At 40.4% G+C, this 17,406-nt stretch carries 14 protein-coding genes; 10 read left to right on the forward strand and 4 right to left on the reverse strand.

The window, feature by feature from the left end:
* Positions 1 to 576 precede the first annotated feature (576 nt).
* The 4 genes from Q4567_RS19955 to mnmG are packed head-to-tail and all read right to left on the reverse strand — an operon-like array spanning position 577 to position 4,850.
* Complete coding sequence (locus Q4567_RS19955; RefSeq protein ID WP_216047060.1) at positions 577 to 1,440, reverse strand: ParB/RepB/Spo0J family partition protein; 864 nt, start codon at positions 1,438 to 1,440, stop codon at positions 577 to 579.
* Positions 1,441 to 1,461: 21 nt separating this feature from the next.
* Positions 1,462 to 2,247, reverse strand: a complete 786-nt coding sequence (locus Q4567_RS19960) for a ParA family protein (protein ID WP_216047061.1) — start codon at positions 2,245 to 2,247, stop codon at positions 1,462 to 1,464.
* A 51-nt stretch (positions 2,248 to 2,298) separates the two neighbouring features.
* Positions 2,299 to 2,940, reverse strand: a complete 642-nt coding sequence (gene rsmG / locus Q4567_RS19965; RefSeq protein ID WP_303501951.1) for a 16S rRNA (guanine(527)-N(7))-methyltransferase RsmG — start codon at positions 2,938 to 2,940, stop codon at positions 2,299 to 2,301.
* On the reverse strand, positions 2,940 to 4,850 hold the full coding sequence (gene mnmG / locus Q4567_RS19970) for a tRNA uridine-5-carboxymethylaminomethyl(34) synthesis enzyme MnmG (RefSeq protein WP_303501954.1): 1,911 nt from the start codon (positions 4,848 to 4,850) through the stop codon (positions 2,940 to 2,942). The genes rsmG and mnmG overlap by 1 nt, the downstream gene beginning before the upstream one ends.
* Before the next feature lie 887 nt (positions 4,851 to 5,737).
* Here mnmG and Q4567_RS19975 point away from each other — a divergent pair.
* The 10 genes from Q4567_RS19975 to Q4567_RS20020 all read left to right on the forward strand — a co-directional run bounded on the left by Q4567_RS19975 (position 5,738) and on the right by Q4567_RS20020 (position 17,370).
* Positions 5,738 to 6,907 carry a hydroxymethylglutaryl-CoA reductase gene (locus Q4567_RS19975; RefSeq protein ID WP_303501956.1) on the forward strand — a complete coding sequence of 390 codons (1,170 nt, stop codon included), beginning with the start codon at positions 5,738 to 5,740 and terminating at the stop codon, positions 6,905 to 6,907.
* A 183-nt stretch (positions 6,908 to 7,090) separates the two neighbouring features.
* A complete protein-coding gene (locus tag Q4567_RS19980) occupies positions 7,091 to 7,879 on the forward strand; it encodes a hypothetical protein (protein ID WP_303501959.1) in 789 nt (262 codons plus the stop codon).
* A gap of 751 nt (positions 7,880 to 8,630) precedes the next feature.
* Entirely contained in the window at positions 8,631 to 9,938 is a 1,308-nt protein-coding gene (locus Q4567_RS19985) for a hypothetical protein (protein ID WP_216046814.1), read from the forward strand.
* A gap of 79 nt (positions 9,939 to 10,017) precedes the next feature.
* The gene (locus Q4567_RS19990; protein ID WP_216046810.1) at positions 10,018 to 11,325 is read left to right on the forward strand and encodes a sugar ABC transporter substrate-binding protein; all 1,308 of its coding nucleotides are present in this window, start codon (positions 10,018 to 10,020) and stop codon (positions 11,323 to 11,325) included.
* A 67-nt stretch (positions 11,326 to 11,392) separates the two neighbouring features.
* Positions 11,393 to 12,265, forward strand: coding sequence for a carbohydrate ABC transporter permease (locus Q4567_RS19995; protein WP_216046809.1), 873 nt, complete (start codon positions 11,393 to 11,395; stop codon positions 12,263 to 12,265).
* A gap of 3 nt (positions 12,266 to 12,268) precedes the next feature.
* Entirely contained in the window at positions 12,269 to 13,099 is an 831-nt protein-coding gene (locus Q4567_RS20000; RefSeq protein WP_216046808.1) for a carbohydrate ABC transporter permease, read from the forward strand.
* A gap of 11 nt (positions 13,100 to 13,110) precedes the next feature.
* Entirely contained in the window at positions 13,111 to 14,148 is a 1,038-nt protein-coding gene (locus tag Q4567_RS20005) for an ABC transporter ATP-binding protein (RefSeq protein WP_216046807.1), read from the forward strand.
* A 62-nt stretch (positions 14,149 to 14,210) separates the two neighbouring features.
* On the forward strand, positions 14,211 to 15,674 hold the full coding sequence (locus tag Q4567_RS20010) for a mannitol dehydrogenase family protein (protein ID WP_303501966.1): 1,464 nt from the start codon (positions 14,211 to 14,213) through the stop codon (positions 15,672 to 15,674).
* Between the two features lie 26 nt (positions 15,675 to 15,700).
* Positions 15,701 to 16,414 (forward strand): HAD family phosphatase, encoded by a 714-nt coding sequence (locus Q4567_RS20015; RefSeq protein WP_216046805.1) that lies wholly within the window; start codon positions 15,701 to 15,703, stop codon positions 16,412 to 16,414.
* 2 nt (positions 16,415 to 16,416) lie between these two features.
* A complete protein-coding gene (locus tag Q4567_RS20020) occupies positions 16,417 to 17,370 on the forward strand; it encodes a sugar-binding transcriptional regulator (protein WP_216046804.1) in 954 nt (317 codons plus the stop codon).
* The last annotated feature ends 36 nt before the right edge of the window (positions 17,371 to 17,406 follow it).

The raw sequence follows: 17,406 nt of genomic DNA on the forward strand, positions 1-17,406 counted from the left end.
TAAATCCCATCCTACAATCTTTCGCTATTCAATCTGTAGGCGGGTGCTTTAGCCCCGCAAAAATAATCATATTCAAATGGGATAAATCCCATCCTACAATCTTTCGCTATTCAATCTGTAGGCGGGTGCTTTAGCCCCGCAAAAATAATCATATTCAAAATGGGATGAATCCCATCCTAAAATCTTTCGCTGTTCAATCTGTAGGTGGGTGCGTTAGCCCCGTAAAAATCACTATATTCAAAATGGGATGAATCCCATCCTACAAATCCTTCACTGTTCAATCTGTAGGCGGGTGCGTTAGCCCCGTAAAAATCACTATATTCAAAATGGGATAAACCCCATCCTACAAATCCTTCACTGTTCAATCTGTAGGCGGGTGCTTTAGCCTCGTAAAAATTATATATTCAAATGGGATAAATCCCATCCTACAATCTTTCGCTATTCAATCTGTAGACGGGTGCTTTAGCCCCGCAAAAATCATCATATTCAAAATGGGATGAATCCCATCCTAAAATCTTTCGCTGTTCAATCTGTAGGCGGGTGCGTTAGCCCCGCACATGCCATCAAACCAAAGGTTTACTTGATGTGACTTAAAATTCCGTCCAATTCATCCAAGCTTGAGAAATTAATTGTGACTTTTCCTTTGCCTCGCGCATTATGTGCAATGCTGACGGGCGCACCTAAATTTTCTGATAATTGATTTTGTAGGCGCTGAACATCGGGATCGACTTTTTGCTCAACCTTTTCTTTTGGTGGCTCAAGAAATTTACGTACTAAGGTTTCGGTATCACGAACGGTTAACCCTTTGCCCGACACGGTTTGTGCCGCTTCGGTCTGCATCTCACCTTGTAAAGCAAGTAAAGCACGGGCATGGCCCATTTCAATATCACCATGCTCTAATAATAATTTCACATCTTCATTCAAATTATTCAGACGTAATAGGTTGGTTACTGTAGTTCTAGATTTTCCAACAGCTTCAGCCACTTCTTGATGGGTCAATTCGAATTCAGTCATTAGTCGGTCTAATGCTTGAGCTTCTTCCATCGCATTTAAGTCTTCGCGTTGTATATTTTCTATCAACGCTATAGCAACCGCCGCTTCATCAGGCACGTTTTTAATAATACAAGGAACAACATCAAGCTTAGCTAGTTGGGATGCTCGCCAACGACGTTCACCGGCAATAATTTCAAATTTATCGTCGCCAATTTTGCGAACAACAATGGGTTGAATAATACCTTGAGAACGAATTGACGAAGCCAAATCATCTAATGCTTCAGGAGACATATCTTTACGAGGTTGATATTTTCCAGCTTGTAAGAACTCAATAGGAAGTTTTTGCAACTCGCTGCTGCGTTCAGAAATATCGGATTCTTGTTTAGCACTACTGGTGGCCAATAGTGCGTCCAATCCTCTGCCTAATCCTCTTTTTTTCGTCGACATGTCAACTATTAACCTTTTTTCTTAACTAGCTTCTTTTAGAATCTTATTACGACGACGCAATATTTCACCGGCCAAAGCCAAATAGGCTTTTGCTCCCGTAGAAGATTTATCGTAATACATTGCTGGCGCTCCAAAACTGGGTGCTTCAGCCAATCTTACATTGCGGGGAATAACGGTGCGGTAAACTTGCTCGCCAAAATGTCGTTTAAGTTGTTCTGACACATCATTGGCCAGACGATTTCGAGGATCATACATAGTTCGAAGCACACCCTCAATTTTTAAATCTGGATTTACCACAGATGCTAACTTTTTAATCGTATCCATTAGCGCGGTTAACCCTTCCAATGCGTAATATTCACATTGCATAGGTACCAGCACAGAATCGGCGGCCGCCATGGCATTTACGGTTAATTGACTCAAAGAGGGTGGGCAATCAATAAAAATATAATCGTAGTAGTCACGCACAGGAGCTAACGCATTGCGTAGGCGAAGTTCTCTGGCAAAGACTTCCATCAGTTTTATTTCTGCCGCTGTCACGTCACTGTTACCGGCAATTAAATCGTATTTACCTGATGTTTCTGTGATGATCACTTCAGTTGCAGGCTTATCTTCAATCAACAGCTCATAACAAGTAGAGTCAACTTCATATTTGTCGACACCACTTCCCATGGTCGCATTGCCTTGTGGATCTAAATCGATCAATAGCACTTTTCGTTTAGTAGCCGCCATTGACGCTGCAACATTAACTGCTGTAGTCGTTTTTCCAACACCACCTTTCTGATTTGCTATTGCTATGACCTTAGCCAACTTTCCCGTCCGTTTTTCTTTAAATTTAGGTATTGAATAAAGTAGTAGGCACTAACTAACTTTTCTGATTTTAATCAGATGACGTTCGCCTTCGAGTACTGGAATATCTAATTTAATAGATTCTAACACTTCAAAACCCTCAGGTAGAAGCGCTATTTCTTGTTCAGGATATTGACCTTTTAACGCAAGAAATTCACCTTGTGAATCTACCAGATGTTGGCACCAGTGCAACATATCTTTTATCGACGCAAATGCGCGACTCAATACGCCATCTATTTGTGTGTCACTAGAATACTGCTCTACACGAGATTGAACCGGCTCAATATTTTTCAAACCTAATTCAAATGCCGCTTGTTTCATAAAGCGAACACGTTTACCTAAACTATCTAATAAAACAAAATGTTTATCAGGATGCATAATTGACAATGGGATTCCAGGCAAGCCAGGCCCTGTACCCACATCAATATAGTGACTTCGGTCAAGATGGGGGGCTACCACAATAGAATCGATAATGTGTTTGATTAACATCTGCTGTGGTTCCCGCACAGAGGTTAAATTATAGGCTTTATTCCACTTGTTCATCAGTAGCACAAAATCGACTAAGCTTGCCCGCTGCTGTTCACTCACTTCTATAGGCAAAGGCTGAACTGCACGGTCAAACGCTAACAATAAACTGCTTTTAAGTTCGTTCATTAGGCACTTTGTAAGTTGCTGTTATTATCTTTACGCAACAAACCCTGTTTTTTCAGATGGACCAATAACAGTGAAATTGCCGCTGGAGTAATACCCGATATACGCGTAGCTTTACCAATAGTTTCCGGTCGAGTCTCGGTTAACTTAGCTACAACTTCGTTGGATAAACCAGAAATAGTACTGTAATCGAAATCCATTGGTAACAGGGTGTTTTCATGACGCAAACTCTTTGCGATTTCATCTTTTTGACGTTCGATATAACCGGCATACTTAATTTGTATCTCAACCTGTTCAGCAGCTTGTGGATTTTCCAAAGCCGGACCTAAACCTTCAATTTTCATTAATTTTTGATAAGTCATTTCAGGACGACGGATCAGATCTTCTAAGGAATGCTCACGGCTCACTGGATTTTTCAACAATGGATTTAACGTGTCTACAGCTGGGTGATTTGGATGGATCCAGGTACTTTTAAGACGTTGTTTTTCTTGTTCTATGGCTTCCATTTTTTGATTAAATGCCGCCCAACGAACATCATCAACCAATCCTACTTCACGACCTTTAGCGGTTAAGCGAACGTCGGCATTGTCTTCTCTTAACAATAATCGATATTCGGCACGACTAGTGAACATTCTGTAGGGTTCTTTGGTTCCCATAGTCGCAAGATCGTCAATTAGCACACCTGCATAGGCTTCATCTCGGCGCAAAATAAGTGAGTCTTTTTCTTGTACTTGCAGTGCTGCATTAGCTCCAGCGAGTAATCCTTGTGCGCCAGCTTCTTCATAGCCAGTGGTACCGTTTATTTGGCCGGCAAAGAATAAACCTTGGATAAATTTCGTTTCTAAGGATTGCTTTAGATCTCGGGGGTCAAAAAAGTCGTACTCAATGGCATAACCTGGTCGGATAATATGTGCGTTTTCAAATCCTTTAATTGATCGCACCAGATCAAATTGCACATCAAATGGCAAGCTGGTGGAGATCCCATTGGGATAGATCTCAATGCTGTTTAAACCTTCTGGTTCAACAAAAATTTGATGGGAATTTTTATCCGCAAAGCGATTAATTTTATCTTCAATTGATGGACAATATCTTGGTCCAATTCCTTCGATCACCCCGGTGTACATGGGAGATCTGTCTAAACCACCACGAATAATATCGTGGGTTTTTTCATTTGTATGGGTGATATAACAAGAAATTTGGCGTGGATGATCTTCCACTTTTCCCATAAAAGAAACCACGGGAAGAGGTGTATCCCCTGGCTGTTCTTGCATTGCATCATAGTTCAATGTACGAGAGTCTAAACGAGCAGGAGTGCCGGTTTTAAGGCGATCGACCCTAAACGGTAACGCCCTTAGTCGATCAGCCAAAGCGATCGAAGGGGGATCCCCAGCTCGTCCACCCTTATAATTTTCCATGCCAATATGGATGGTTCCACCTAAAAATGTACCTACCGTTAGGACAACTGTTTTGGCTTTAAATTTTAACCCCATTTGCGTGATCACACCGCTAACACGATCATTTTCAACGATCAGATCATCACAAGATTGTTGGAAAATAGTCAGATTTTCTTGATGCTCAATGATCGATCGTATTGCAAGTCGATATAACGATCGATCTGCTTGAGCACGAGTTGCTCTAACCGCAGGTCCTTTGCTGGAATTTAGCGTACGAAATTGTATTCCAGCTTTGTCTGTTGCTAGTGCCATAGCACCACCAAGGGCATCGATCTCTTTGACTAAGTGACCTTTGCCGATCCCACCAATGGCTGGATTACATGACATTTGACCTAGGGTTTCGATATTGTGGGTTAGCAAGAGTGTTCTTACGCCCATACGCGCAGCAGCAAGCGCAGCTTCAGTGCCTGCGTGGCCTCCACCGACTACAATCACATCAAATTCTTGTTGATAAAACATAAACGCCTCGAATTTCGCGTACTCGCGTATGAACTTTAAACGGTGAAGATCTATTGATCGATCATCGTTTAAAAAAGGGCGCGTATTTTATACTTTTTTGATCTAAATGGAAATGCCTAAAATCCCTCCAAGGATAGAAATATTGTGGTTTGTGGATTTAATTATTTGTCGGATCTAAGCCGATCTCTTAGTCTGTAATCTTTATGATCTATTTATCTATTTAGTTTACTTTTATTATTATTAAGCAAGCAATGATCTGTTAGTAAGCCTTTTTTTATTAATTAAATCAGTTATTTATTTACGATCGGAAGTTGTGATCAAGAGTTGATCAAATGCGTATAAGATGTGGATAAACAGCGATCTTATCCACAAGCAAGATCTTCTATTTTTCTATCCAGTTGATAACCTCAGGATATACAAGGTTTATACATAAAGTTATGCACAGGGTAAAAAGGCTGATTTAAGCTAAAAAAAAGATCTTTTTTAATCTAGATCAGATCGGAATATTTAAAATATATTTAGTTTGATCTCATTTATTTCATGTTTTTATCTAACATTTGTTGTAAACAAATCCATAGATCCGATTCAGCGAGTAAACTTTTGGCCAATTTAGGGTGTGGAATATGGCTTATTTTCCATAGAATCTTCATCTTTTTATTGGGACTAAAGCCCCTGTTACAGGTTGCGGTTATTTTGGATTTGTAGCATGGGATTTATCCCATGGAATCTTTTATCTATGTTTTCAGGGACTAAAGCCGCTGCTACAAGTTTGAAAGTGGTACAACTATTCGAAAATATTATTTATGTGCATACATAGTGACAATTTGTCTATTCGATAACTAATAGCCGATACTGATTTTAACATTTGAATAACAAAACCAGTAATTATGCTTAAAATACCTCGCGATAAATTAGCTGACTATAGCCATGCTATGGCTAAGACCCGAAGAGAATTTGTAAAACAGCATACCGGAAAATCCCTTGAAAATGTCGGTCACTTTTCTATTGAACCAGAAACATTGCCAGGAAATATTGAACATTTTTTAGGTGTTGCACAAGTTCCGATTGGCTTGGCGGGTCCACTGTTGGTGGATGGCATTGACGCAAAAGGTGAATTTTACGTACCTATGGCGACCACCGAAGGTACCTTAGTGGCCAGTTACAATCGTGGGATGAGATTGACCAATGAAGCTGGTGGCATTAAAACCACGGTAATAGATGATGCGATGCAACGAGCACCGTTGTTTTCATTTCGCGATGCAAGAGCAGCCCTCGCGTTTGGCAAATGGGTCAGTGACAATTTCCCTTTAATTAAAGCTAAAGCAGAAGAAACCACCTCAGTAGGCAAATTAACTGATATTGAGCAATACGCGGTTTCGAAAATGCGCTGGTTGCGATTCAATTATACTTGTGGCGACGCGGCTGGCCAGAACATGGTGAGTAAAGCTACACGCCATGCATGTCAGTGGATTTTGGAACAAAACATTGATGGTATTGAACATTTTGCGTTGTCGGCGAATTTAGATACGGACAAAAAGCATTCTTTTGTTAATTCATTACACACACGAGGTAAGCGGGTAGTGGCTGAGGCGGTTATTCCAGCAGGATTAATGAAGTCATTGATGCATTGCACTCCTGAAGAGTTATATAAACAGCGACAATTTTCAAATATGGGCGCGTTTATGGCCGGCAGTGTGAGTAACGGAGCGCATTTTGCCAATGGGGTAACTGCGCTATTTATTGCGTGTGGACAAGATGTTGCAAATGTTGCCGAATCATCAGCGGGTTATACTTTTAGCGAAATTACCCCTGAGGGAGATTATTATTTTTCAGTCACTATACCTTCGTTAGTTGTGGCTACTTATGGTGGCGGGACCGGCTTAGCCTCACAACGTGAATGTTTAGAAATGTTGGATTGTTATGGTAAAGGTGGAGTTAACAAATTTGCCGAAATAGTCGCTGCAACTGTGTTGTGTGGCGAGTTATCCCTTGGCGCCGCTGTCGTGGCCGACGAATGGGTGTCTAGTCATGATCAATATGGTCGTAATCGCCCATAATATCTGAATAGTCATGGATTCTTCTATCCATGAACACAGGGGCTAAAGCCCCTGCTACAGGTTGAGGTAATTTTGGATTTGTAGCATGGGATTTATCCCATGGAATCTTTTATTAAATGCATTTAAACCTTTTGATTGGTTGTTGCGACTTAGTTACATACCACAGCCAAACAAGAGAACCTTATGTTTAAATCGAATCAATCTAAAATATTGTCTTTGTTATCACTCGCCGTTTTACTGGTGAGTTTTAATCTGTCTGCAAGAACTATTAATCAAAGTATTGATGCCCAAAGTGGTGGAACCTTATTTATACGTACTGACGTGGGCCGTTTAATTATCGATACCCATAATCAAGATACCGTGCTTTTGGAAGTGGATATTGACGGTGACGATGCCAATGATTTAAAGGTTACCCACGAAGCGAAAGGCAATACCGTAAATATTATTGGTAAAATGAATAAGCTTAAAAAGTGGGGGTGGAACAGAGATATTCGAGCTGAATTTAGAATTACTGTGCCTAAAAACTTTGATTTGGAATTACATACCTCTGGTGGCTCAATTGATATTGATGATCTAGTGGGAGATATTGATGCTCACACTTCAGGTGGCCATATTAATGTTGGAAATATTACAGGTGATGTTGTTTTAAAAACATCCGGTGGCGCTATTAAGAGCAAAGAGATACACGGTGCAATTGACGCCCACACCTCGGGTGGCAGCATTCGTGTGACTATGACTAAGCAACCGAGTGAAGATGCGGAGCTTTCAACCTCAGGTGGATCTGTTACTGCTTATTTACTCGATACTATCGCGATTGATATAGATGCTTCCACCAGCGGTGGCAAAGTCCGTTCTGAATTTGATGTGGATGGTCGAGTTAAAAAGCATTCTATTCGCGGTGAAATTAATGGCGGAGGTCCAACGTTGGAGTTGCATTCCAGTGGCGGCAGTATATCCATCAAAAAATTGTAATTGGGAATTTATCTTCTTGATTCTTCCATCTATGTTCACAGAGACTAAAGCCCCTGCTACAGGTTGAGGTTATTTTGGATTTGTAGCATGGGATTTATCCCATGGAATATTTTATCTAAGTTTTCAGGGACTAAAGTCCCTGCTACAGGTTTGGATTATTTCGTTTTTTACCGTTGAAAAAACGCCTCAAAATTTGGGTTAATTTATTAACCTTATACTTATTTTATCTATTTTAAACTTTCGTTTATTCTCAAAAACTCTTCATTTTGTTATCAATCCAGTAAATTTCTTTAACAATTGTTCAATTAATTATTTAACTTCATCGCAACCACTAATTTAAAAGTATTGTTATATAAAACAAGTAGTTAAATTATTTTAAAAGACAATAAAATGGTTTGTGAAATTAACCAATGAAAAATAATTGTTAATTAAAGGTTGACTAAATTACCCTTTTTAAAGAATATGCTCAAACGGTGAGCATATGACCATATATCTTCATTGGCTCATTTATGTTTTTTATTGCCCATCAGTTTTGGCGAGGATTGAATGCTATTTTGGGAACAAAAACATTCAAAAATTTAATTATTAAAAACCAATCAGTAACTAAATTAGAGAGTTCACAATGTTTAAAAAAATTCATAAAACATCAGTTTTGTCGGCCAGCACAAAGGAAATTAATTTGTCCGATTCAAAAATCAACGGAACTGACGGCTTTCTCGAATCTAATTCTCGACCACTAGCATTTGGCAAGATGAGCCTGCTTGCAGCAGCTATAATGACCGCTTCTATCCCTGCTCATGTAAATGCAGCTGAATTCCTTGATGGCTTAGCTGAGGTAAATTTCTTAGCCATGCAAAATTATCAAGCTATTCAAGCCAAAGAAGGTGCATTTCGCCCAGTAGATGAAGTGCAATCTTCTGGATTCGGTCGAATTAGAGTTAACTTGATGTTTAAATTCCATATCAACGAATACATTACTGCTGATGTTGATATTGCTGAAGAGCCTAATGATTTCGGTAATAATGGCGACAGAGATTTTTCTTTTCACCAAGATTATGCGGGTATTGAGTTTGAACTTCTTGGTCTTTCAGGCATGGCTCGCGAAAATGCCAATTTAACCCTTCGTTTAGGTAATATCGGTGGTTCTCCCTTCCAATTTAAAGGTTTCCAAGATGGTGCTGACAACCAAGGAAATGCGCTAATTGGAAACGGTATAACTGATTACGCTACTGCAGAAAACGGTGCGCAATTGAGCTATAGCGAGACTTTAGATAATGGCATTATCAAGGCGTATAACGTTACCGGTCATATTACAACGTCAAGTTTTGGCGAAGCTTTCCAAGAAGATAGAGGGTTCAATTACCGACTGCAAGGTACCTTAGAGTTTGCTGGTGGTTTTAAAGTTGGATTGAATTTTCTACAAGCTAATCAGGGAGATCAACTCCGTTTTGAAAATGGAATTGCTAGCCTTGATGGTTTAACCACTACTAACTACCGCTTTGGTGATGGTGAGAACTACAACTTCTCAGCTTCTCCTTCTAGCGAACGTGATACCCATGTTGGTGTAATGCCAGGTCTTGACCAGTCTATTATGCAATTAAATTTGGCGTATCAACCTACACCAGAAACTAGCTTGATTTTCATGATCGGTAAAGCTAAAGACGACTATACTTTTGCTGATGCGGCAGGAAATGCAGTCGCCGGCATTACTTATTTCGGTGTAGATGGTATTGCTGATCCCACCGGAACAACATTCGATTCAAATAGCGTAATTAAAGGTGAGTCATCTGTTAAATATTACACGTTTGAAGCACAGCATTACCTAATACCTAATAAATTCTACTTGGCTGCTCGTTATGCCGAAGCTGAAAATACTTCAGATCTTATTGAACAAACTGACAATACCGTTGAGCGTATTCAAGTAGCAGCTGGATACTGGTTCAACGATAGAACCCTATTAAAAGTTGAATATGTTGACCAAGACGAAGGTGCAAACTCAGGCGGTCAAATTGGTACTGGTTTCGACGGTTTCACATCTGAGATTTCAGTTAAGTTCTAAGTTATCTAGCGAAAATAAAAACGTCCCATTTAGCCTAGTTAAATGGGGCAAAAATGTTTGAAAATAAGGGGTACACCCGATGTTAAAAAAATTATCTATATTAGCTTCCGTCTGTATGACACTGAGCACAGTGGTAAGTGCTGAAACTATCACCATTGCTACTGTTAATAACGGTGACATGATTACGATGAAAGAGCTTAGTAGCGATTTCGAAAGTAAAAATCCAGGTATCAACCTAAAGTGGGTCACCTTAGAAGAGAATATTCTTCGCCAACGCGTGACAACAGATGTAGCCACAAGTGGTGGTCAATATGACGTGATGACTATTGGTACTTATGAAGTACCAATTTGGGGAAATCAAGGTTGGCTTAAAGAGTTAGATAACCTTGGTGATGATTACGATATTGAAGATCTTTTACCCGCTATCAGAAGTGGTTTATCGGTAGACGATAAATTATTTGCTGCGCCTTTTTATGGCGAAAGTTCAATGGTGATGTACCGAACTGATCTAATCAAAAAGGCCGGTCTTGAGATGCCTAAAAAGCCCACTTGGGAATTTATTCGCAAAGCTGCAAAGGCGATGACGGATAAAGAAGCGGGCGTATATGGTCTTTGTTTACGCGGTAAAGCAGGTTGGGGTGAGAACATTGCTTTGATTACAGCTATGTCCAACTCATTCGGCGCTCGTTGGTTCGATGAAAATTGGAAACCACAGTTTAATACTCAGGCTTGGCACGACACCTTGCAATATTATGTGGATGTGATGAATGAGTCTGGTCCTCCAGGATCATCAGCTAATGGATTTAACGAAAACTTAGCTTTATTTCAAACTGGGAAATGTGGAATTTGGATCGATGCCACTGTTGCTGGCGCTTTTGTTACCAACAAAACTGATTCTGAAGTAGCCGATAAAGTTGGTTTTGCTCTTGCTCCTGATATGGGCTTAGGCAAACGTGGAAATTGGTTATGGGCTTGGACTTTAGCAATCCCTTCAAGCAGTAAAAAATCTGATGCAGCAATGAAGTTTATTAGTTGGGCAACGTCTAAACAATATTCGGCGTTAGTTGCTGAGAAAAAAGGTTGGGCGAAAGTTCCTCCTGGTACTCGTGCTTCTTTGTACAACAATCCTCAATACATGAGTGAAGCTCCTTTTGCACAAATTACGTTAGATTCAATTCAATCTGCAGATCCTGTAAATCCGACGGTTGATCCTGTTCCTTACGTAGGCGTGCAATTTGTTGCTATTCCTGAATTTCAAGGTATTGGCACTGCTGTAGGACAACAATTTGCGGCAGCACTGACTGGCCAAATGACGGTAAAGCAAGCGTTAGCAAGTTCACAACGTTTGGTTGAACGTGCAATGCGCAAGGCGCGTTACCCTAAGTAGTTTTACTTAGTTTTGCGGGTAAGTGAACTACACTTACCCATACTTTCACTTGTAAGAGGTCTAGGTTATGGCAACAACACAATCTCGTACTTTGGCTAGAATAATGTTATTTCCATCAGTCATATTGTTGTTGGCGTGGATGATAGTGCCGCTGTGCATGACATTGTATTTCTCGTTTTTGGATTACAATCTTCTTATTCCAGGAAACAATGAATTTATTGGTTTCCTTAATTACGAATTTTTTCTAACAGATCCAGCATTTATAGAATCGTTTTTTAATACTCTTTGGTTAGTCGGCGGTGTGTTGTTGATTACCATCTGTGGCGGAATTGGCTTAGCCATATTGTTGGACCAAGCAATTTGGGGTCGCAACTATGTACGTATAATGGTTTTAGCACCGTTTTTCGTAATGCCTACCGTTTCCGCATTAGTCTGGAAAAATATGTTTATGAATCCGGTGAACGGATTATTCGCTCACTTTGCAAATTGGATAGGCGTAGCGCCTGTTGATTTTTTTGCGCAAATTCCTTTGCTGTCAATTATTCTCATCGTTTCTTGGCAGTGGTTACCCTTCGCAGCCCTCATTTTGTTGACGGCTATTCAGTCTTTAGATCGTGAGCAGTTGGAAGCGGCTGATTTAGACGGTGCGGGTCCTTTCAGTAAATTTTATTACATTGTTTTACCGCATTTATCACGGGCAATAACAGCCGTTATTTTGATAGAAACCATATTTTTACTGTCAATATTCGCTGAAATATTGGTGACCACCAGCGGTGGACCAGGATATGCCTCAACCAATATTACCTATTTGATTTATACCCAATCATTGCTTCAATTTGACGTTGGAGGAGGCTCTGCGGGAGGTATTGTTGCCGTTATTATCGCCAATATAGTCGCTATTTTTCTAATGCGCCTAATCGGCAAAAACTTGGAGGACTAAACAATGGCTATTAATAGTAGTAATAAATCAAAAGTAATTTATACCGTTTTAGCCTGGACCATAAGTGGAATGATATTTTTTCCGATTTTATGGACATTAATCACCAGCTTTAAAACTGAAGCAGAAGCGATTTCAGCCAGTCCAAGTTTGTTTATGTTTGATTGGACGCTCGAGAACTATTCTGACGTATTAGAACGTTCGCCTTACTTTGACCATTTCTGGAATTCTGTGGTGATTTCTGTGGGGTCTAGTTTGTTGGGATTGTTAATCGCTATCCCTGCAGCTTGGTCAATGGCGTTTGTGCAAAATAAGCGAACTAAAAACCTATTAATGTGGATGTTATCAACCAAGATGTTACCGCCAGTGGGTGTCTTAATTCCTATTTATTTGTTGTTCCGGGATTTTGCATTGCTCGATACTAAACTGGGTTTGGTGATTGTGATGACATTAATCAATTTGCCTATCATGGTATGGATGCTCTACACCTATTTTAGAGAAATTCCAAACGAGATCCTTGAAGCTTCGCGTATGGATGGTGCTGGAATTTTTGAAGAAATATTTCATGTGCTCTTGCCTATCGCGTTACCTGGTATTGCATCAACATTATTACTCAACGTTATTTTAGCCTGGAATGAGGCGTTTTGGACGCTCATATTAACAGCCGCCAATGCTGCACCTTTGACTGCTTTTATAGCCAGTTATTCTAGTCCAGAAGGATTATTTTACGCCAAGTTATCAGCTGCATCAGCGATGGCCATTGTACCCATTCTCATATTGGGTTGGTTTAGTCAGAAACAATTAGTGCGCGGATTGAGTTTCGGCGCGGTTAAATAGGAGATTTAGAAATGGGCAGCATTACCTTAAAACAAGTAACAAAAAGCTTCGGCGATGTAAATGTAATCAAGCCGTTAGACTTAGAAATTAAAGACGGTGAATTCATTGTGTTCGTTGGTCCATCTGGTTGTGGTAAATCAACGTTATTACGGATGATTGCAGGCTTAGAAGATACCACCAGTGGTAATATTGAAATAGATGGAAAAGACGCGACCAAAACACCACCAGCGAAACGCGGTTTAGCGATGGTGTTTCAATCATATGCGTTGTATCCGCATATGTCGGTTCGTAACAACATTGCCTTTCCATTAAAACGAGCAAAAGTAGATCCTGCTGAAATCGAAGAAAAAATCGCGTCAGCAGCAAAGATTCTTAATTTAGGGGATTACCTAGACCGTAAGCCAGGGCAACTGTCAGGTGGTCAACGCCAACGTGTGGCCATTGGTCGCGCTATTGTGCGTCAGCCTTCGGCGTTCTTGTTCGATGAACCTTTATCAAACTTAGATGCATCTTTAAGAGTTAACATGCGTCTTGAGATTTCTGAATTACACAAGAGCTTAGCAACAACAATGATCTATGTAACCCATGATCAGGTTGAGGCGATGACAATGGCTGACCGTATCGCGGTATTTAATGGCGGTGTAATTGAGCAAGTGGGTACGCCTATGGAGTTATATCAAAATCCAGTGAACCGTTTTGTTGCGGGCTTCATCGGCTCACCAAAAATGAACTTCATTGATGTAAAACCTGTTGAGGGTGATCCAACTAGAAGCATAGGTGTTCGTCCAGAGCATTTGAAAGTAACTCAAGAACAAGGTTTATGGAGCGGAAAAGTAGGGGTTATTGAACACCTCGGTTCAGAGACTTTCCTGCATGTTCACGTTGACGGCGTTGGTACATTGACCATTAAAGATGATGGAGATTGTCCATTAAAATATGGTGATCTTGTCAATCTCACCGCGTCACAAAATAAAATCATGCATTTTGATAAAGACGGTGTGACCTTAGCGTCCTTGTCTTGGGGCGATAATGCAGTAATCGCTAAATAATCTTTAGTGAGCTTAGGCGCCAAAGTCCGCTCCTAAGCTCGCATTTTAATGAGTAAATTTTTATGGCAATTCAACTGTGCTATCAATCACTTGAAGCATTACCAAATAATATAGGTAAACCCAACTATTCCAGGGATTCGTTGTCAGCAGGGATTGTACATATCGGAGTGGGTAATTTTCATCGTGCACATCAAGCTATGTATTTACACCAGCTGTTCAATTCTGGCGAAGCCTTAGATTGGGCTATTCGAGGTGCTGGTACTAAGTCTTTCGATGCGGTGATGCGCGATAAACTTCAACAGCAAGATTGGTTAACGACCGTTGTTGAATTAGATAGTAAAGGATTAACTGCGCAAGTTTGTGCATCAATGATAGATTTTATTGAAAATGATGCCGACAGCGTAATCCAAGCCTTGAGTCACAGTGAAATACGCATAGTGTCGTTAACGATTACTGAAGGCGGTTATTTCATGGATGACAAAACTGGTGGATTTAATCTCAGTGACCCTGAAATTCAGCAGGATATAACCAACTTCAGTGAACCCAAAACGGTGTTTGGCATAATCATTAAGGCGCTACAACATCGCCGTGATAATCATATTGCACCATTTACTGTTATGTCATGTGACAACATTCCTCACAATGGTTTGGTTACTAAACGTGTAATTTCGCAAATGGCCTGTGAAATCGATCAAGGATTGGCAGATTGGATTGCTGATAAGGTTTCATTTCCCAACTCAATGGTAGATTGCATTACTCCGGCTACGTCTAATTTGGAACGGGAAAGACTGACAGATTTGTTTGGAATCACTGATAATGCGCCGGTATTTTGCGAACCTTTCCGTCAGTGGGTAATGGAAGATGACTTTGTGAATGGTCGTCCGCCATTGGAAAAGGTAGGGGTCGAGTTTGTTGAGAATGTCGAACCTTTCGAATTAATGAAATTGCGAATCCTCAATGGTGGTCACGCCGCCATTGCTTACCCTGCAGCTCTTTTAGGTATTAATTTTGTGCATCAAGTGATGGCAAACCCGTTGATTGGACAATACCTTAAAAAATTAGTGAGTGAAGAAATCATTCCTACGCTAAACCCAGTACCTGGAGTCGATTTTAATCAGTATTTTTCACTCATCGAATCGCGCTTTTCGAATCCAGAGGTAAAGGATACGGTTCCTAGATTGTGTCAGGACGCTTCCAATCGATTACCAAAATTTATTTTACCCATTATTCAAGCCAACTTAAGTCAAGGAAATGACTGTAAGGGGTTAGCATTAGTGATTGCATTATGGTGTCGTTTATGTGCACAAGGAGGAGATCCAGATAGCCCTATAACGATTCAGGATCAACAAGCTAATAGACTGATAAACCAAGCAATATTAGCTAAGGATAATCCATCTATATTTTTGCAAATGCATGATATATTTGGGACACTTGGGAGCCAAGATACCTTTATTCGAGATTTTTCAAATTGGTTGAACATGCTCTGGGATGTCGGTACTTCTAATACCTTAAAACACTACTTGTAGTAATTTTCTTAACTGGTGACACTATCATGACGCAAACCCAAACTTCGCTTTCACCCTGTTCAATTGATTTGGTTATTTTCGATTGTGATGGGGTATTAATCGATAGTGAAATTCTGAGTAAGCGGGTGTTGCTTTCAATGCTTGAAGATCTGGGTGTCAGTATCTCTGATAGTTACTTCGACACTTATTTTCTCGGACAAAGCTTTAAATCTGTTACTGCTAGGGTGTTAACAGACTACTCTGTGACGTTAACTGAGCAGTTTCGAGAAAATTATTTAGCTGCATTGTTGCAGGTGTTTGCACAAGAATTGGTTTCTACCGATGGTTTAAAGGATATGCTTGCAGCATTGCAAACAAACAGTTGTGTTGCTACTAGTAGCAGCCCGCAAAGAGTTAAATTTGCTCTGCAAACTATCGGTTTAAGCGATTTTTTTAGCGATAGGGTTTTTACCTCCTCAGAGGTGAAAAATGGCAAACCTGCCCCTGATATATTTCTGCACGCTGCCTCTAGAGTCGGTGTAGAGCCAGAAAATTGTTTAGTGATTGAAGATTCACAAGCTGGTATTCAAGGGGCCCTAGCAGCCAATATGCAAGTCATTAAGTACGCTGGCGCAAGTCATCTGAAGCATAAAGGCATATTAGAAACGGATATAGCAAACAATGTGGCAACAATATTTGATTGGCAGCAGTTATTTGAACTGGTTCCCTCTCTCAATTCAAGCAAGCCAATAGCGAGGTAAAAGTGGTTAAGTTAACGAATGCCGAAATGCGTAAGCTAGATGAAGCAGCTAGAGCTGGTTGGTTGTATTATGTGGCCGGTAAAACCCAAGACGAAATTGCTAAAAAACTCAATGTATCCCGTCAATCAGCTCAACGTATGGTTGCTTTGTCGGTCAGTAAGGGCTTAATCAAGGTTAGGTTAGATCATCCCATTGCTAAGTGCATGGACTTGAGCGTTAAACTCAAAGATCGCTTTGGTTTAACCACCTGTGAAGTGGTGCCTAGCGATGATTCTGAATCAACTTTGGGACTCGCTCAAGCTGGTGCAGATGAAATTGAAAAGCACCTTAAATCGGCTGAACCCAAAGTGCTTGCCATGGGGACAGGTCGGGTTTTACGCGATTGTGTTGATGAGCTTTCCTCATTGGACTGTGAGCAACACAAAATAGTCGCTTTGTTGGGGAACATGACATTAGATGGTTCCGCATCTCCTTACGATGTAGTAGTGCGTATGGCAGAACATATTAAAGCCAAGCATTACCCAATGCCTTTGCCTGTATTACCTCGCAGCAAAGAAGAAAAAGAACAATTGCATTCGCAATATAATATTGCCAGTAATTTAGCGTTAGCCGCTAATGCGGATGTTACCTTCGTAGGAATTGGAAATCTTGGTTTGCATTCCCCGTTGATGTTAGATGGATTTATTACTAAAGAAGAGCTGAAAGATTTGCAAAAAAACGGTGCAGTTGGAGAGATCATTAGTTGGGTCTTTGACCGTAATGGCAAACTATTAGACTGTGCTGTAAATGATCGTGTTGCCAGTACGCCTTTGGCTGTAAGTTCTGATAAACCTGTGATTGGTATAGCGGCAGGTCAAGAAAAGGTAGATGCTATTTTGGGCGCGCTTAGGTCTAAGATGATAAACGGATTGATCACCAACGAGTACACCGCTGAAAAAGTGCTGAGCCTCGACTAAATTTGAACCTCAGCGCAGTATTGGTAAAGGGGAGGT

Origin of the sequence: Aliiglaciecola sp. 2_MG-2023, assembly GCF_030548145.1 — a bacterium.
Lineage (GTDB): Bacteria > Pseudomonadota > Gammaproteobacteria > Enterobacterales > Alteromonadaceae > Aliiglaciecola > Aliiglaciecola lipolytica_A.